General features: G+C 65.5%; 17 protein-coding genes. 9 read left to right on the top strand and 8 right to left on the bottom strand.

Features of this window, described 5'->3' with window-relative positions; genetic code table 11:
* Both VHK65_12645 and VHK65_12650 read right to left on the bottom strand, forming a co-directional pair.
* The gene (locus VHK65_12645) at positions 1 to 756 is read right to left on the bottom strand and encodes a glycosyltransferase family 2 protein (GenBank protein HVS06991.1); all 756 of its coding nucleotides are present in this window, start codon (positions 754 to 756) and stop codon (positions 1 to 3) included.
* 38 nt (positions 757 to 794) lie between these two features.
* Complete coding sequence (locus VHK65_12650; protein HVS06992.1) at positions 795 to 2,456, bottom strand: hypothetical protein; 1,662 nt, start codon at positions 2,454 to 2,456, stop codon at positions 795 to 797.
* 142 nt (positions 2,457 to 2,598) lie between these two features.
* Here VHK65_12650 and VHK65_12655 point away from each other — a divergent pair, with 142 nt between their 5' ends.
* Genes VHK65_12655 through VHK65_12670 form a run of 4 tightly spaced genes read left to right on the top strand, consistent with a single transcriptional unit; the run spans position 2,599 to position 5,575 of the window.
* On the top strand, positions 2,599 to 3,696 hold the full coding sequence (locus VHK65_12655; protein HVS06993.1) for an SPFH domain-containing protein: 1,098 nt from the start codon (positions 2,599 to 2,601) through the stop codon (positions 3,694 to 3,696).
* A complete protein-coding gene (locus VHK65_12660; GenBank protein HVS06994.1) occupies positions 3,693 to 4,616 on the top strand; it encodes a Tim44-like domain-containing protein in 924 nt (307 codons plus the stop codon). Before VHK65_12655 ends, VHK65_12660 begins: the two co-directional genes overlap by 4 nt.
* Positions 4,613 to 4,930 (top strand): hypothetical protein, encoded by a 318-nt coding sequence (locus VHK65_12665; GenBank protein HVS06995.1) that lies wholly within the window; start codon positions 4,613 to 4,615, stop codon positions 4,928 to 4,930. The genes VHK65_12660 and VHK65_12665 overlap by 4 nt, the downstream gene beginning before the upstream one ends.
* 48 nt (positions 4,931 to 4,978) lie before the next feature.
* Positions 4,979 to 5,575: a JAB domain-containing protein gene (locus VHK65_12670; protein ID HVS06996.1), complete on the top strand. Its 597-nt coding sequence runs from the start codon at positions 4,979 to 4,981 to the stop codon at positions 5,573 to 5,575.
* A gap of 396 nt (positions 5,576 to 5,971) precedes the next feature.
* On the opposite strand, the gene VHK65_12675 is transcribed toward VHK65_12670, so the two are convergent.
* The 3 genes from VHK65_12675 to VHK65_12685 form a co-directional block, all read right to left on the bottom strand.
* Positions 5,972 to 6,574, bottom strand: a complete 603-nt coding sequence (locus VHK65_12675) for a Tim44-like domain-containing protein (protein ID HVS06997.1) — start codon at positions 6,572 to 6,574, stop codon at positions 5,972 to 5,974.
* Between the two features lie 172 nt (positions 6,575 to 6,746).
* Complete coding sequence (locus tag VHK65_12680; protein HVS06998.1) at positions 6,747 to 7,886, bottom strand: PQQ-dependent sugar dehydrogenase; 1,140 nt, start codon at positions 7,884 to 7,886, stop codon at positions 6,747 to 6,749.
* Positions 7,883 to 8,920, bottom strand: a complete 1,038-nt coding sequence (locus VHK65_12685) for a zinc-binding dehydrogenase (GenBank protein ID HVS06999.1) — start codon at positions 8,918 to 8,920, stop codon at positions 7,883 to 7,885. Before VHK65_12685 ends, VHK65_12680 begins: the two co-directional genes overlap by 4 nt.
* Positions 8,921 to 9,141: 221 nt before the next feature.
* Between VHK65_12685 and VHK65_12690 the strand changes: the two genes are divergently transcribed.
* The 4 genes from VHK65_12690 (at position 9,142) to VHK65_12705 (ending at position 12,731) form a co-directional block, all read left to right on the top strand.
* Entirely contained in the window at positions 9,142 to 10,761 is a 1,620-nt protein-coding gene (locus VHK65_12690; protein ID HVS07000.1) for an ATP-binding protein, read from the top strand.
* 9 nt (positions 10,762 to 10,770) lie between these two features.
* On the top strand, positions 10,771 to 11,472 hold the full coding sequence (locus tag VHK65_12695) for a response regulator transcription factor (GenBank protein ID HVS07001.1): 702 nt from the start codon (positions 10,771 to 10,773) through the stop codon (positions 11,470 to 11,472).
* Positions 11,473 to 11,563: 91 nt separating this feature from the next.
* The gene (locus VHK65_12700) at positions 11,564 to 12,466 is read left to right on the top strand and encodes a hypothetical protein (GenBank protein HVS07002.1); all 903 of its coding nucleotides are present in this window, start codon (positions 11,564 to 11,566) and stop codon (positions 12,464 to 12,466) included.
* Positions 12,459 to 12,731 (top strand): hypothetical protein, encoded by a 273-nt coding sequence (locus VHK65_12705; protein HVS07003.1) that lies wholly within the window; start codon positions 12,459 to 12,461, stop codon positions 12,729 to 12,731. Before VHK65_12700 ends, VHK65_12705 begins: the two co-directional genes overlap by 8 nt.
* Positions 12,732 to 12,746: 15 nt before the next feature.
* Here VHK65_12705 and VHK65_12710 read toward each other — a convergent pair whose 3' ends face one another.
* Together VHK65_12710 and VHK65_12715 are read right to left on the bottom strand one after the other, a co-directional pair.
* Positions 12,747 to 14,123: a dipeptidase gene (locus tag VHK65_12710; protein HVS07004.1), complete on the bottom strand. Its 1,377-nt coding sequence runs from the start codon at positions 14,121 to 14,123 to the stop codon at positions 12,747 to 12,749.
* A gap of 17 nt (positions 14,124 to 14,140) precedes the next feature.
* On the bottom strand, positions 14,141 to 15,055 hold the full coding sequence (locus VHK65_12715; protein ID HVS07005.1) for a CHAP domain-containing protein: 915 nt from the start codon (positions 15,053 to 15,055) through the stop codon (positions 14,141 to 14,143).
* Between the two features lie 377 nt (positions 15,056 to 15,432).
* Between VHK65_12715 and VHK65_12720 the strand changes: the two genes are divergently transcribed.
* Entirely contained in the window at positions 15,433 to 16,809 is a 1,377-nt protein-coding gene (locus VHK65_12720) for a M23 family metallopeptidase (protein HVS07006.1), read from the top strand.
* On the opposite strand, the gene VHK65_12725 is transcribed toward VHK65_12720, so the two are convergent.
* Entirely contained in the window at positions 16,806 to 17,297 is a 492-nt protein-coding gene (locus tag VHK65_12725) for a hypothetical protein (GenBank protein ID HVS07007.1), read from the bottom strand. The genes VHK65_12720 and VHK65_12725 overlap by 4 nt on opposite strands.
* Positions 17,298 to 17,524 lie beyond the last annotated feature (227 nt).

Genomic DNA, 17,524 nt, shown 5'->3' on the forward strand with positions numbered 1-17,524 from the left:
TTAGGAGGCTTTCTCCGGAGTAATGGGTGCCATGCGGTCGGGTGCGATCGGGTGCAGAAAATGCAGGCGACCCGCAGACCCCTCCGCGGCGAAGAGCCTGAGGATGTGCCAGGCCGCTCTGAGCGCAGCACGTGGTGACCCATTCTTTGCCCGGCCGTGTCGCCGGGGACGGTAGCCGATTTCGATCTCGACGATGCGGGGTCGGTCCGGACGTGACCGCACCAGGAACTCGGCGCAGAAGAAGACGCTGTCGAATGCGCTGCGATGGGAAAGCCACATTGACCGCCGCCAGACCTGCACCCAGTTGAAGTCGCTGATGCGTAGCCCGAACGCCAGCGAGACCCACGCGGTGTATACGCTCGACGCGAGCCGCCGGTACAGCGTGTAACCGGGACGATCGCCGCGTCGCGTGATGATCACGTCGTAGTCCGCCATGAAGGGCAAGAATTTCCGGATCTCCCCGGGCGGCACCTGGCCGTCGGATGGCAGGTACGTCACCCATGGCAGACGGGCGGCGTCGTAGCCGGTTCGCACCGCGGCGCCCAGTCCTAGGTTGCGCGGATGGGTGATGACGCGAAGCGGAATCGTTGCGGCGAGGGCCTCGATGATGGCCGGCGACCCGTCGCGGCTCGCGTCATCGACGACGATGATCTCGAAGCTCGAGAACCAGCGCGCCTGGGCGGCCAGCTCGCGGAGAAACGTCCCGACTGAGCCTTCCTCGTTGAAGCAGGGGACGATCACAGAGAGGCCCGACATCTTGATGTTTCAACGGCTCCCGGGCGATTTCCCGCCCTTTAGGGCGGGGGCGGCGAGGCGAGCACGATCTTTCCCGGAGCAAGCGACGAATACGGCACGCCGGGTCGCGGGTCCCCGGCTTGGGCAAAGTCGAGGTTGACCTGCGGATGGGCCGGGCCGAGGATCGCAAAGAAGTCCGCTCGTCCGGTTCGCGCATAGCTGGGCAGCTCGACGTAGACGGCGTTGGCCTCGAAACCGGCCTGGACCTGGTCGGGGGACGCCGTCTGATAGGCGAGGTGCGCGGCCCGGTCGCGTGCGACCTGCCATGCCACGTAATCCTGTTGTCCCACCACGTACAGCGTGAGCCCGGCGGCGACGGCGGTCGTCGCCCAGGCCTTGGCGGCACGCTGACGACTGGCCCGAGCGGCGAGGACCGCAACAAGCGGAATCAGCGGCGCGATCACCGGAAAGTAGTAGCGGTCGTAAATGAACCACTGCACCGCCAGCAGCGGAAGGAATTGCAGCGCACTGATGATCACGAGCAAGAGCGCATCGGGTGGATGCGCGCGCGGAGTCCACCCGCGCCGGCGGAGCACGAACAGCAGGACAAATGTGGTGACGGCCGCAATCTCGATCGCGCGAAACACGGGACTGGGAAAGATCGGCGGCTTGGATCCCGAGAGGATCGACGCGAACCCCAGCGGGCTGAAGACGTTTCCGGGAAAGGTCATTCCAAACTGGAGGAGATCGACCAGGCATCCGATGGCACCAACGATCCCGAGCGCGGCCGACATCAGCGACCAGCCGCTCTCCCGACCGAGCACGCTATATCTCCCTCCCCCTCGTGCGGGGGAGGGGAAGGTTGTGGCCGCCGGCCGCAAGGCGAGCGCCACCAAAAAGGGAATCAGAGCCAATCCCAGCATGGCGGGCAGCGGAAAGATCGCGTGCCCGATGTTGTACTGCGACGGCCCGACCACGGAATACAGCGGCTGGTCGACCGCGAACCGGCCGGCGAGCACCAGGGCGGCGGCCGGCAGGGTCCACATCGCCACCACCGCCAGGCTGTCGGACCGCGTCCACGTCGGCCGCTTCCAGAGGAGCAGCCCCAGCGTCAGCGCGGGAACCAGCGCCAGGCCAACCTGTCGTTGCAGCGGCGCCATGATCAGCAACGCCACGCACAGCCAGCGCCAGCGCCCGCCGATGATCCACGCCACACCGGTCACGGCGGCGGCCATCACGAGCCCGACGTAGAAGTTGTCGCTCATGAAGCTGGTGGCGTTCGTCATGAAGAGTGGCATGGCCAGCAGCGTCGCACCCGCGACCAGCGACCAGAACCGATCGGCGCCGAGCCGTCGCGCCAGCCAGAAGCTGCACCACGCGGTGAGGAAGACGAGCGGGACGACGCTCAGCCGGAGCAGCCGCTGGTCGGGATGCCCCAGGCTGAAGGCAGCGCCCCAGACCACCTGCACCAGCGCCAGCGCCGTGCTTTCCGGAAAGATGTGCAGCCCGTGCCCGGCGAGCAGTTGCCGCACCGACCACGAGTACATCCAGTCGTCGTTGAAGGCGAGCGGTGGGGAGAGATCGAACACGACGAGGGCCGCCAATGCCGCTACCGCCAGTGTCACGATGGCGGCACTCGGCAGATCGGCGGCGAGCCAAAAGCGCCCAGCCGCCCTGGCGGATGCCGGGCGCATCTCGGGCGCAACCATCCTGAAGAGCAAGACCGCGACCGGCGGTATCTTGCGGGCGCAGACCTCGTTTAACGCCGGGTCGCCAGGGGAAGGACTTGGTTGGATGGCCCGTTTTTCTGCTATAAGGCGGATTGGCGGCGCGAACCGCCTCGATCCAGCAACGGAGGGTTAGATGGGTATCTTCAGCCAGGAGGTCCGGCGCGAGTTCATCGCCCGGCCGGATACGGCCAAGGGCCAGATTCTGTTCAAGTGGCCCGACACGAACATCCGCAAGTTGACGCAGCTGACGGTCGAACAGGACGAGCTGGCGGTCTTCTTCCGCGACGGCCGCGTCCAGGGCACGATCCAGCCGGGACGGGTCACCCTCGATTCATCGGAAATTCCCTTCCTCGGCATCCTCGTCGACGCCGCCAGCGGCGGGAACCTGTTTCGCACCGAGCTCTATTTCATCTCAACGCGCGAGTTCCCCAACCTGCCATTCGGCGGGGCGATCGACAACGTCGTCGATCCGCAGACCAACTTTGGCGTGGGCCTGCGCGTCTTCGGCGAGTACTCGCTCAAGGTCATCGAACCCCAGTCGCTAATCGTGAACCTCGTCGGAACACAGAACCTTTCCACCAACGACGAGATCACCGACTGGATGCGCGAGCAGCTGCTCAAGACCTTGCGCACCGATGTCGTATCCCATGTCGTGACCAATGGCTGGCCCCTGCTCGGCATCGCGGCCCATACGGACGAAATTGAGTCCGAGACGATCGCCCAGGTCCAGCGCAACATCAACAGCTACGGTCTCCAGATCGTCCGCCTCGGTAACTTCACGATCACGCTCAAGCCCGAGGACGAAGACAAGCTGAAGAACTTCCTCAAGGACGTCCAGTACACCAAGCTCGCGGGCGGCTTCCAGCAGTACGCCGCCGGCGCGGCGATGATCGGGGCCGGCCAGGGTCTGGCGCAAGGGCCCGGTCAGGGCGGAGCCAACCCGGCATTCCTGGGCGTCGGACTGGGCGTCGGGGGGCTGGTCGCCGGCCAGTTGGGTCAGACAGTCGCCGCGGGCGGCCAGATCCAGGTCCGCTGCCCGAACTGTCATGCGCTGAACAGCGAGAACGCGAAGTTCTGCAACAGCTGCGGACAGGTCCTCTCACCGGCCCCGGCTCCGACCGGCGCCACGATGGCCTGCCCCAAGTGCGGTACGCAGAACGCGGCGAACGCCAAGTTCTGCACCAACTGTGGTCAATCACTCGCGGGCGGAGGCGCACCGGCACAAACGTGAGCTGGCGCCGGCGACTCGTCCTGGGCGCGCTGATGGCGATGGCGCTGGTGCTGATGAGCCCCTTGCTGGCTTTTGCCCGGGCCGGAGGTGGCGGCCACTTCAGTGGCGGCGGCGGCGGAGGTAGCTTCGGTGGTGGCGGGAGCTACGGCGGGGGCGGCGGCTTCGGCGGTGCCGGGTTCCTTTTGCCGTTCTTCCTCTTCGGGGGAGGCGGCGGTGGGTTCATCTTCTTTCTCATCATCCTGTTCGGCCTCTGGCAGGCCTATCGCCGGATGAGCGTCGGCAATCCCGTGCAAGCGTCCAACTGGGGCCCGGCCTATTCGCCCATGGCCCAGATGCGCTCGACCTTGAGCGATGATCTGGCCGCGCTGCAGGCCAAAGACCCGAACTTCAACCAGCAGATGTTCCTCGATCGGGCGCAGGCGGCGTTCTTCGCGCTGCAGAAAGCCTGGATGGAGCGCAACCTGGAACCGGCCCGCGTCTATATGTCCGATGGCATCTATCACCGCTGGAAGAACCAGATCGATGCGATGATCGCGGCCCATAAGAAGAACATCCTCGACAACCTGGTGATCGGCGGGGTGCAGATCGTCAAGGCGCAATCCGATCCGAACTTCGACTCCATCACGGTCCGCATCGACGCCAGCGCCGCGGACTACGAGGTGGAAGACGCCAATCCCAGCAAAGTCATCTTCGGCTCCCAAAAGGACCAACCCTTCACGGAGTACTGGACGTTTACGCGAAGCGGCGCGGCGCGAACCAAGGCGGGGGAAGCGGCCGAGGTCACCCAGTGCCCCAACTGCGGCGCGCCGTTGTCGATCAACGAGTCGGGTGTCTGCAGCTACTGCAAGGCGACCGTGACCAGCGGGCAGTTCGGTTGGGTCCTCGACAACATCACGCAAGCATCGGAGTGGCAAGGATGAAGGAACAAGACGGACCGCCCGCGGAGAGCACGCCGACCCCGACCCCAGGCGACCGAACCGGCTGGTCGCAACCGCCCGCGCCCCAATCACCCGGCCCGCCCGGTGCCTTTGTCGACCGTCCGGCGGCGCCGCCTGGCGCCCCCCTCCCGCCGGGTGCCGGGTCGCCCGTCCAGCCCGGACCGCCCCTGTCGGTCCAGGCACCCATCAAGGACACGACGATCAACATGGGCGCGCTGCTGCTCGGCGTCGGCGCGGTGGTCCTGATCATCATCGTGGTCGTGATCATCCTGGTCGCCGTCTTCAGCCACCACTAAGTTTGTTTGGCGTAGACTACTACACAATAATGTAGTAGTATGGCGGCGATGGCTGCGCCGGACGAGCCGGGCCTGCTGGCTGCCCTGGTCGGGCAGCGGGGCGATCTGTCAGGAGTGATAGCGCTGCTGGCGGAGGGCGGCATCGTCGAGCGGCAGCCGGGCGATCTGCGGGCGTCGGCTCGCCGGCACGGGTTCCGGCCCGCCCAGGTGCGGCGCCTCTTCATGGTGCGGGAGCTCGCTCGGCGCTGGCACGTCCCAGCGGACAGCGCGGCCCCAGCGGTCACCTCGCCGCGCGAGGCGCTTCTGCAGTTCCAGGAGCTGCGGAGCAGCGTGAAGGAGTGCTTTTCGGTCCTCTATCTGAATACGCGCAACCAGCCGGTCGGCTGTGAAAAGGTCGCGGTCGGTGGCCTCAACGTCGCCGCCCTACAGCCGCGTGAAGTGTTTGGGCCGGCGCTGACCCTGGGCGCCGCCGCCGTGATCCTGGCCCACAATCACCCATCGGGGGACCCGACCCCGAGCCCGGAGGATCTTGCGGTCACCCGCCACCTCCAGGAGGCGGGCCGGCTACTCGGAGTGGAAGTCCTTGATCACCTGGTGGTCTGCGCCGAACGTTTCCGCAGCCTACGCGAGTCCGGTGCTATATAGACGTTATAGCGGCGCTATCAGGGGCGGAGTTTCCGGGACAACTCGACAGCCCATAAGTGGCCCCGGCAGTGAGAGAATAGTGGAGCTCGCCTGCCGGCGGGTACGGCCCAGACGGGGCAGGAAAACCGACCACTGAGCGATGGTCGGTTTTCTGTTTTCAGCCGCGAAAAGCGGCTGAAACCGAGCTCCCACCGCGCCCACCTCACCTACTGGTGTACGCGCGCATCTCCCTTGCGTTTTGGCCGCGTGTGTCCGCGCGTTTGTGGGAACGGCGGGAGCTCGGCCGTTGAATTTCGAAGCCCGCGACAAGGGCTTTCGAAATTCTCCCGGCGTACCAATGAGCGCCGGGACGTCTGTGAACGGCGCGGAGCGCCGGAACGTCTGCGAACGGTGGGACTAGACGCGATCGATTCGCGTTAACAACCAACCAAACTTGCCGCTGATCACCGCGGCATCGCAGAACGGACAGATGCTGGTGATGTCAACATTGACCGACGCGCCGCAGTTCGGACACGCCTGCGAGCTGATGGTCCCCGGCTTGCCCGTCTCCGCCAGCGACGGGCGCTGAAAAATCCAATCTTCTGTCCAGTCCCATGGTTCGGTGTCACCGCGGATCACATTCCCGCCGGCGTCGATGTCGTAGTCGGCGGAGTTGGCGTTGATTCGGACGGTGACGGTGTCGAAGCCAGTGCCGCTGACCGCGCCGGCGACGACGGAACTGGTGAACGCCAGCTGGCTCAGCACGTTGCGCCATCCCCGTTCCCGGTAGGTGGCGATCTGCGCCTTCTGCTCCTCCCAGATGAGCGAGGCCATGACGCCCTGGCTCAGCGCCGGCTTGAGCGCCGTCCACGCCTCGAGGACGGCGAAGAACAGCCGCTGCACCTGTGCGAGGAATACGTTCTCGTCGAAGGCCGGGTCGTGCGCGCAGATGGAGATGATGCCGCCGAGCTTGCCATCGACGCCGTCACTGTCGACATTCGCCGCCCACGAGCCCGGCATCACCTGTCCGTACCACTGGCGGCTTGGACGATGGAAGGGGCCGCCCTCGGACGTGAGGTATCCCTGGCTGGCGGTCGCCTCGCCTTCGCTAAGCCAGCCGGTCAGGTCCTTGAAGCGATCAACCAGGCCGATACGTAGTGCGACGGCCCTAGCCGCTGCGTTCTTTCGGGCGTTAGCTCGTCCGGAAGATCTCCGTGATCTGGCCCGTCCCGTAGTCGCCGACCAGCAAGCCCCCGTCGGAGGCCTCGGTGATAGCCAGCGGATGCGAGAATCCGGTCGCGAAATCGGTGACCTGCCCGTGCTCGCTCGCACCGGACCCGGAGAACACCACCCGCATCACGCGACGGCCGATTGAGCCCCCCACGTTTGCGCCCCACTCGGTGACGAAGGCGTTCTCCTGGTAATCTGCGCCAAACTCGGCGCCATAGTAAAAGACGATGCCGTCGGCCGACGAGTGCGGCGCGAAGACCGCGACGGGCGGGGCGACTCCACCGCAGTTCCCGTGGAGACTCCCGTCCGGATAGGCTGGCCAGCAGCGCGGCCATCCCGCGTCTTCGCCATCGGACACGCGCAGTAGATGATCAGCCGGCTGCGAGCCGAGGTTGTCCTGGCCATTGATGGTGACATAGGCCTCGCCGGTCGAAGGTCGAAGCGCAAGACCGTAGGGATTGCGGGCACCGCGGACAACGACGCCGGCGTAGCTCCAGTCGCTGCGAAAACGCAGCACGCTGGCGCTTCTCGAGTCGCCCTCGTTGCAGACGTTGCAGGTCGACCCGACCCCCAACAGAAAGTCACCGTTGGGCATGGGGAGAATCCAGTCGTTCTGATGCTGGGAAACCGGCAACCCGCTGACCACCGCGCCGCCACCGGAGAGCGCGCCGTTGCTGAGTTGATAGCGGCGGACGCTTGTACGCACTGACACGTAGAGATCATTGCCGCGCCAGGCCAGGCCCAGCGCCGTGGGCAGGCCGGAGACCAACGTCTGCGGACCGGCACCCGGTGACGGCACCACGGCGAGTGAGCCGCCGGCGCTCAGCACATAGAGCCGCCCATCCGGGCCAAAGGCCATCGAGGTGGTCGCGCCGAGGCCGCGGGCATACACGTACGCCGAAAAACCGGGGGGCGCGCCGAATCCGCCCGCGGGCGCCAGATTGGGTGGCGGGGGCAGGGGTGTGGGCGTCGGAACTGGCGTCGGGCTCGGAGTCGGCGTCGGCGTATGGCGGGGCGACCCGGTCGGCGTCGCCTTGGCGGTCGGCTGGCCGCAGCCGACCAGGAGCAAGCCGATCAGCGCGGCCACCGTCGAGCGTTTCACGAAAGCGGAGGGATTGTGAGGACGATCTTGCCGAAGTGTTCCCCGTGCTCCAGCAGCTCCTGCGCCTTCGCCGCCTGCTCGAGGGGGAGCGTCCGGTCGACGACAGGGCGCAGGGTTTTAGCCGCCAGCAACCGGTTCAACTGCTCCCAGTCGTGCGGGGTGCCCATGGTCGAGCCGTAGATCGTGATTTGCTTGACGAAGATGCGGCGGATGTCCTCGTCCGGCTTGGGACCCGACGTGGCGCCGCAGGTGACGAGCCGGCCGCCTTTGGCCAGCGCCCGGATGCTCCCGGCCCAGGTGGCCGCGCCGACGTTTTCGATCACGACGTCGACCCCACGCTTCTGCGTGATGTCCCAGACCTCCTTCGAGAAGTCGGTCGCCTTGTGGTTGATCAGCACATCGGCGCCCATCGCCTTCGCCCGCTCGAGCTTTTCCTGGCTCCCCGAGGTCACGAAGACGCGCGCCCCGGCCTGCTTGGCGATCTGCAGCGCGGCCAGCGCCACCCCGCCGCCGATGCCGAGAATGAGCACCGACTCGCCCGGCTGCACGCGGGCCTTGGTGACCACCATCCGCCACGCCGTCAAGAACACCAGCGGAAATGCGGCGGCTTCTTCGAAGCTCAGGCCTTCCGGGATGGGCCGGAGGTTGATTTCGGGCAGGACGACCGCCTGGGCGAAGGTGCCGTCCCGATGCTCGCCGAGAATCTCCCACTTGTCGCAGAGGCTGTGCTCGCCGCGAGCGCAGTAGTCGCAGGTGTGGTCGCTCAACCCGGGGTCGAAGAAGACGCGGGTCCCGACCGGATACCGGCTCGTGCCGGGACCCGTCGCCGCCACCACTCCGGCGCCGTCCGCGCCGCCGATGTGGGGGAGGGGGACCTTGGGTACGCCGCCGCTGCGGGTGAAGATGTCCAAGTGGTTGAGGGCGGCCGCCCGCAGCGCGACCAGGACCTGACCGGGGCCCGGCTCAGGCTGGGGCGCGTCCTCGTAGCGCAACACCTCGGGGCCGCCGTGCTGATGGAAGCGAATCGCCTTCACGTCGCGTCATGCTACTCAACAACCGGGTGGTGGCGCCGTCCAGCGGCCGTCAGGCCGCCGCCCTTTCGGGCGTACAGCACCGGCACCGGTGCTGCTCAGTCTCCGTGTGACGCTCGCGGGAACAACCCGCGAAAGAAGTTACGCAGCGTGACGTTGCAGTATCGAAACCCACAATCGCGAACGTGGTTGTGTCAAAAAATATGACCTATAATGTCGCGCACGTGACAGCCGACCCCGAGATTCAATTGCTGAACCGGCTCGGTGGTCTCTTCTCCGCCTCGCTCTCACTGAACGACAACATCGAGGCGATGTTGCGAGCCACCTCCCAGATGGTCCAGTTCGATGCGGCAACCGTGTTCTTGCTCAACGAGGGCAGCCGGGAGCTGACTGCCACCGCCACCTACCCGCACCGCGACATGGTGCCCCACATCGCCCGCTTCGTCCTTGGCGATGGCATCCTGGGCTACGCCGTCGAGCAGCTCGAGACCCTCAATATTGCCGACGCCACCCTCGACCCGCGCTTCAAGATCCTCGATCAGAGCCGATCACCGCGCTCGCTCATGGTCCAGCCGCTGGCGACGACGCAGCGGGTGGTCGGCGCGATGACCATCTCGCGCCAGCGGGTCGACCCTTTCACCGAACTTGACGCCGCGATCCTCAAAGTCATCACCAACCAGGCCTCGATCGCGATCGAGAACGGACGCCTCTACGAGCAGCTCCAGAACCACCTCGGGGAGCTGGAAACCGCCAATGCCCAGATCGCCGAAGTCAGCCGGCTCAAGTCCGAGTTCCTCGCCAACATGTCCCACGAATTGCGGACGCCACTCAATGCCATCCTCGGATTCTCGGAGCTCCTTCGGGACGACCTCGCCGGCAAGATCACCGAGAAACAACGCCATGACTGTTTGGACAACATCTATAACAGCGGCAAGCACCTGCTCTCGCTCATCAACGATGTCCTCGACCTGACCAAGGTCGAGGCGGGCCGGATGGACCTGGTCTACGAAGAGTTCGGGGTCGACTCCGCCGTCCGCGAGGTGCTCAACGTCGTGCGCTCGCTGGCGATGAAGAAGGACATCGAGATCGGCTCCAGCGTCGAGCCGCAGGACGCCCTGTTGATTGCGGACAAGAACAAGTTTAAGCAGGTCCTCTACAACCTCCTGTCGAATGCCATCAAGTTCACGCCGCCCTCCGGGAAGGTCGGCCTCCAGGCCTTAGTCCAGGGCACGGCGCTCCGGATCACGGTCAAGGACAGTGGCATCGGCATCCCCAAAGACGTCCAGCACAAGATCTTCGGCGCCTTCTACCAGGTGCAGAGCGCCAGCAACCGAGAGTACCCTGGCACCGGGCTCGGGCTAGCCCTGACCAAGAAGCTGGTCGAGCTCCACGGCGGCACGATCGACTTCGAGAGCGCCCCGGACCAGGGGACGGCCTTCACTGTCGAGTTCCCGCTCCGGCCCGGCCCCAGCAAGCGGAACCGGGTTTTGGTCGTGGAGGACAACCCCTCGAACCTGGACCTGGCCCGGATGGTCCTGGAGGGCAACGGCTTCACGGTGGACACCGCCTCGAACGGCCAGGAGGGCCTGGAGAAGGCCCGCCACCTCCGGCCCGACCTAATACTGATGGATATGCAGCTTCCCGGCGTTGATGGATTAGCGGTTACCCGCCAGCTCAAAGCTGACCCGGCCACACGGAGCATCAAAGTGGTCGCCCTGACAGCGAACGCGTTGAAGGGCAGCGAGGAGCAGGCGCTGGCCGCTGGGTGCAGTGGCTACATCGCGAAACCGATCGAACTCAAGAAATTCATGCTGCAAGTGACGAACTTTCTGGAGAAGGAGTAGGCGCGACCCATGTCATTCCCGAAGACGATTCTGATGATCGAGGATGATGCCCCGACCCGGGAGGTCGTCCGGATGGCAATGCTGGGTCAAAACCTCAACCTGATCGAAGCCGATACCGGCGAGAAGGGCATGGAGATGATCGAGAAGTCCGAGCCCGACCTGGTGATCCTCGACCTGAACCTCCCGGGGGTTTCCGGGATGGATGTCTGCCGCCAGCTACGGGCCGACGGCACCCAGGTCCCGGTCATCATGCTGACCGCGAAGAACGACACGATCGACGTCGTCGTAGGGCTCGAGGTGGGGGCCGACGACTACCTGACCAAGCCGTTTGAGGTACGGGAACTCTTAGCCCGGGTGGGCGCGCACCTGCGTCGGAGCGAGCAGGCGGTCTCGCAGGCACAGCCCAAGACGCGCTTCGAGTTCCCAGGCCTCATCATCGACATGAACAGCCGACAGGTGTGGCGCGAGGGCAAGGAAGTCGCCCTGACGCTCACCGAGTTCAACCTGCTGTCGTTACTGGCCTCGCAGGCGGGACAGGTGGTGAGCCGCGGCGAGCTGCTGCGCAAGGTGTGGGGCTACGAGGTCGAGATCGAGACGCGCACCGTCGACGCCCACGTCTACCGGTTGCGCAAGAAGATCGAGCGCGACTCCGAGAAGCCGCACTACATTCACTCCGTCCCGGGGATCGGCTACCGCTTCGTCGCCGACTAACGAACCCATCTCCGCCACCCCTATCGAGCGGCTGATAGACGAGTATGGCCTCAACGGTCAGTGGAGCGAGCTTGGCGTCGTCCTCGACCGAATGGACCGCCGCCGCCTGCCTGGCGGCGAGCAGGAGATGTGGTATCGGGCCCGTGGCATCGTCGAGTTCCGGACCAATCAGCGCGTCAGGGCCAGGGAGATCTTCGAGGAAGGGGTGCGGCAGTTCCCGACCTCAGGCTGGCTGAACTACGGGCTGGGCCAGGAGTATGAGGCGCAGGGACGCATCGACGAGATGGCCGCCTGCTTCCGGCATGTCCGTCTGGAGCAGGTCGGGAGCCCCACGGTGCTGGCGATGGCTCGCTACCACTACTTGTGGAACCGTTTCGAGCTGGGCCAGCGGGTGATCCAGCCGATCTTCGACCACTACTACGAGCTGAAGATCGCGGACGACATGTTCCTCTACATGCGGGGGCTGCCGATGTTTGACGAGTCGTTCGGCTACCGGGCCACCTTCGCGCGGCTAGCCGGCAAGCTCGACCAGGCGCGGTACGAGCTCGCCCGGGCGGGAGCAGAGCTCAGCGACGCGGACGTCGAGCGTCTTGGGCTGGATCTCGAAGCCACCAAGACCGGAAACTGGGAACCGGTGCTGGCCGATCTCGATTCGCTCCTCCCATCGCTCTCTGCCCGCTTGCCTAACGGACAGCTGAGGATGAAACAAGCGGTGTTGCGCGGTCGTTCCGCGATGACGCTGGAGGCCGCGCTGGCTGCGCTGGATGACGCTCAACTCACATCGAACGACCATCCCTGGTTGGAAGATGTCCGAACCCTTGCGCGGGCTGAACTGTTCCACCGTTTCGACAAGCCGGAGCGCGAGCAGGCGGCGTTATCGGAATTCTGGCCGCGCCAGGCGCTACTCTTCGAGCCAAACCACGCTTTTCACTTCGGCTTTCTCGACTACCAGGAAAAGTTGAAGCCGCGCTACCAATCACATCGCTATGCCTAGGCGGAATGTGGTATCGGGCAAGCTTGTTGCCGACGTCGATCCAACACTCGAGGACTACATCGAAGCCGCCGCCCAGGCGGAGCACATTCCTCTCGACGAGTACGCCGGCGCGCTGCTTCAAGTCGGCTGGGAAGCCGTCTTTGGATTCCGCCGCTCCGACCGGCTGAAGCGCGCGGCCTCGGCATCTCGTCAAGCCGAACTCCGGGCCAACTTCGTAAAGCTGCGGGCCAGCCTGACCCACAACGGCGCGAAAAACGGCGACTGATCGATCCGTCGGGGGCTACGCCCCGATAGCGGCGATCTCCTCCCAGAGATGCAGCGCCGCCTTCCGGCCCAGGTAGAAGCTGTCCAGGTCGAGGCGCTCGTTGGGCGCGTGCGCAAAGCTATCCGGTAAGACGAAGCCGATCAGCAGACACGGCGCCTCGAGCAGCCGGCCCATGACCTCGACCGCGCCAATCGAGCCGCCGGCGCGGATCAGGGCAGGATCCTGACCGTAGACCGTACGCAAAGCCCGCTGCCCGGCGCCGATCAGGGGATGGTCGACGGGCGTGATCCACGGATCGCCGTGACCGCTGAGCTCGGTGAGGCTGACCCGTACGGTCTTTGGCTGAACCTCCTCGAGATAGCCCCGCAGCGCTTCGCTGATGGCCTTTGGATCCTGGTCAGGGACGAGGCGGCAGCTGAACTTGGCGGCGGCCCAGGCCGGAATGATCGTCTTTGCGCCGGGCCCCTGATATCCGCCCCAGATCCCGTTAACATCGAGCGTTGGCCGCGCCCAGTTGCGCTCGGTCGGTGTGAAGCCCGCCTCGCCGTGCAGGGCCCGCAGGCCATAGGTCCGCTTGATCGCCGCCTCGTCAAAGGGCACGCGCGCGAACTGACGGCGCTCGTCGTCGCTCAGGGGCCGCACGCCGTCGTAGAACCCGGGCACCAGGACGTGGCCGGCCGCATCCTTGAGCCGGACCAGGATCTCGGCCAGGGCCTGAGCCGGGTTGGGTGCAATGCCGCCGAGGCTGCCGGAATGCAAATCGGTGTTGGCTGCCTCGACCCGGAGCTCGAAGTAAATCAATCCGCGCAGCGCGTAGGTGATGGCGGGAAATCCCTTCGCCACCATGGCCGTGTCGCTGATGACGCAGTAGTCCGACTTGAGCCGGTCCCGGTTGGCTTGTACGAACTCCTCGAAGTGTGGGCTGCCGATCTCCTCTTCGCCTTCGGCGATCACTTTCAGATTGAGGGGCAGCTCGCCGGTCGTCCGTAGCCAGGCGTGAATCGCCTGCCAGTGCAGGGCGATCTGTCCCTTGTCATCGGATGAGCCGCGCCCAAGGAGCACCCCATCTTCCTGATTCGGCTCGAAAGGTGGCGATTTCCAGAGGTCGAGGGGATCGACCGGCTGGACGTCATAGTGACCGTAGAGGAGCACGGTCGGCTTGCCGGGCGCCTTCAACCAGTCGGCATAGACGACCGGATGCCCGGCCGTCTCGATGACCTCGGCGTTCTCGAGTCCGACGCGCTGATACTGCTCGGCTAAGTGAGCGGCGGCGCGACGGACGTCAGCGGCGCGCTCCGGTTGGCTCGAGATGCTCGGGATCCTGAGAAAGTCTTCGAGTTCTCTGAGGCCTTGGTCGCGCGTGTCGTCAAGGAATTCTTCGGGCGCGGTCATTGCTGGCGGGGGCCTAGCTAGTAGATGAAGCCCAGCAGGTCGAGTCCGGCCGTGGACTTGATCGTGCGATAATCCAGCCGCCCCCATCCGCCGTAGTTCATCTCGGAAACGGTGAAGGAACCATCCGCGTTCACGGACTCGACGTACGCTACGTGTCCGACCGGCGAGGACCAACTGATGCCCTGCACCATGATGGCGCCCACCATCGGGACCTGGCCCTCGGCGAAGCCGAACTGCTGCGCGTTGTACCACCACTGCCAGGCGTTGCCAGACCACGGCACATAACGCTTGTGCGCGACCCACCAGGTGCAATAGCCGTAGGGGAACTTGCCGCCGGAGCCGTAGGTCGGGGTGTTGCTGTAGGTGATGGTGTAGTTCGTCACCTGCGGTCCGAAGCGGTTCCAGGTCACCGAGCGCACCGTCTTTTTGCCGATCCCCGGATCGGCCAGCGATGGTCCGACGCCGTCGGGCAGCATCACCATGGTGCCCGCCTTCAGGTGATCCGGATCCCGGATCAGGTTGAAATCGATGATGTCCTGGACCTTGACGTGGTACTGGATGGCCAGGGCGCTCAGCTGGGTGTTCGCCTGGACCTTGACCAGGATCCCGTTGACAGGCGGCACCACGAGGCGCTCGCCCTGGACGACCGCGGTCACGTCGGTGACGTTGTTGGCCCAGCGCAGGGTGTCCAGCGTCAGTCCGTAGCGCCCCGCGACGCTCTGGACGGTGTCACCCGACTTGATGGTGTAGTAGGCGACATCGCGCCGCACCGGCGTGTCCACACTTGAAGTGCTCATCTTCATGATGAACCCACCCTGACTCAGGACCACGTCGTCGACGTGCGTGGTCCGCAGTGAAACCGAAGGGGTGGGATTTGCGCCGTAGGCGGTGTCAGTGTGGAGTCGGTCGAAGGCTGTAAGTACCGGGATCACGGCCGCCGCTAACAAAACAAGCGTGTGCGTTAAAAACCGGCTCTGTGCCAGATCACTTCCCCCGTGATAGCCCGAGTTGGTTTTTCAGGATGGTAGCACAGGTTAGGCCGGCGCAAGTGTTCGGGTGGGCTCCCAGGAAAGGTGGAAGCAGGGAAGTCGTGACAAAAATGTGAAAATGGGTCAGAGTAACGCTTGGCGCTCAGGAGGCGCACCGGCCGGGTTCGAATACGAAATGGGCAGGAAGGGGCCCACGGAGGCACCGTTTGGGGTTCGATAGGGCAGGAAGCACAAGCCCGCGCCTTAACAGTTGTAAATACTTCGGTAGGACTGTGAACTCTCGACGCTCGGTGGTCGCCGGACCGAAGCGTGGGCGTAGAGTGGCGGTCCTACTGCTCAGTCTGGTTGGGCTGCTCGGCTTGCTGGTGGCACCGGCGGCGGTCCTGGCCGGCACGCCGGGGGCGTCACCCTCACCCTCACCCGGCCCGAGCCCGACGACCTCACCCGTCGCCAATCCGACCCAGCCGGGCCCCTCGCACTCACCCGCGCCCAGCCCGTCGCCGACCAACACGGGCCTTCTAAACCGGCAGCCCCAGGGCCAGCTGATCGCCGACCTCACGGCGTCCGAGGCCCATGCCCTGATGCTGGAGAAGTCCCTGAACCAGTCGGAGTTGAGCCTGATCGCGCTCGGCCAGCAGATCGTCGACGCCGAGAAGCAGGTGGCCTCGCTCGATAGCCGAATCACCGCGGTCAGCGCGCTGCACGAGCAGGTCAGCACCCGGCTCCAGGCCGACCGCACGCAGCTCGCCACCATTATTCGGCGCCTCTACAAACACCAGGACAACTTCTTTGCCAGCCTCATCCGCTCCGGCGGCTTCGGCGGCTTGCTGGAGACCCTCGGCTACAGCGACGTCGTGCTGGATCGCGAGCGAAGCCTGATCCGGGCGGTACAGGCCGACGACGTCGCCCTGGCCCATGCGCAGGCGACGTTGGAGCGCAGCCGGCACGCCAAGAAGGACACCCTATCCCGGCTGGTGATCGTCCGCACCACCCTCGCCCAGGAGATCGCCAGCGAGCAGTCGCTCCAGACGCAACTGCAGGGAACGATCGACGAGGCGCTGGTGGCGCTCGATGCCATGCAGACCGACTCGCCGGATATGGCGGTGCGGCGGGCAAAGCTCGTCAAGATGAAGACCGACAGTGTGCTCAGCCAGATCGAGCAGGCAGTCTTCGCCCAGCAGGACTTCCAGCAGGCGGCCCAGCTGATCGCGGAAGACCCGGTGCTGGCCTCGACCGGGCGCCTGCTCTGGCCGATCCCGCACGCGACCATCACGCAAGGCTTTGGCCCGACGCCCTACGTGTTCGAGGCTTCCTATGCCGGATTCCCCCACTTTCATACGGGAATCGATCTGGCAGTGCCGCTGGGAACCCCGGTGTTCGCGGCGGCGGATGGCGTCGTCATGCTCGCCCGGCCCATGGCCGACAGCACCGGAACCCTCGTCGGATACGGGAACTACGTCATCATCCAGCACGATGCCGGCTTGAAAACGCTATACGGTCACTTGCTCACGATCGGGGTCAAGGAAGGTGACCTCGTCCACCGAGGCCAGCTGGTGGGCCTGGTGGGCTCTACCGGCAACTCGACCGGGCCGCACACCCACTTCGAGGTTCGAATCGAGAACAGCCCCGTCGATCCCATGCAGCTGCTCCCGGACCTGGCTCCGCAGCCCGCGGCGCCCATTCCGGCCTCGCGCTAGTAACCCAGCGGCGGCGCCGGAGTAGCGGTCACGGCCGCCAGGTCGGACGTTGCCGCAAACCACTTTCCGCCGATTCCCTGCCCGTAAGCATCGGCCGCGTCCCCGTCCTTTATGTAGGTGTAAAGCGGGTGCCCGTTATAGAGAACCTGGTTGCCATTGGCCCCGTTGAGCACCGTCAGCTCGCCGGGGAGCGCCGGGTTGCTGCTGGGTGTGCCTGAGGTGGCGAGGAGCGGCGGCCAGTTGGACGTGCATCCGGCGGTGCAGGCAACCTTCGTCGCCGTGTCGGGGGTGAAGAAGTACAGGGTGAGCCCTTTGGCATTTTTCAGCACCGTTTGCGTCTTGTCCCCCACCTTGATCGAGGCGGTGTGGATCAGCGCGGCGCCGCCTGGCGATGGGGCGTTACTGCTGGGTGCGGTGCTGCCGCAGGCCGCCAGCCAGAGGGCGGCGACCGCCGGAATGATGCCCATTTGAATTCGGATCGACTTCATGGATGCCTCCTCTGCCGGAAGTATTGCGCCGTTGAGGGATACCGAGGGAGGTTACGATCGGCCCTTGCGTGGCGACAAAACATCTTGTACGATGTGCCGCACATGTCAGGGCGGGTTCAGTTCGCGGGCTTCTACTTTTACGCCTACCTCGGGCCGGCACGGGACCGGCTCGGGATGGGCTAGCGCCGCCCCTCCCGCCGCCCCCGTTCACCGGCCTCCTCCTAACA

This window comes from Candidatus Dormiibacterota bacterium, from assembly GCA_035544955.1.
Taxonomy (GTDB): domain Bacteria; phylum Chloroflexota; class Dormibacteria; order CF-121; family CF-121; genus CF-13.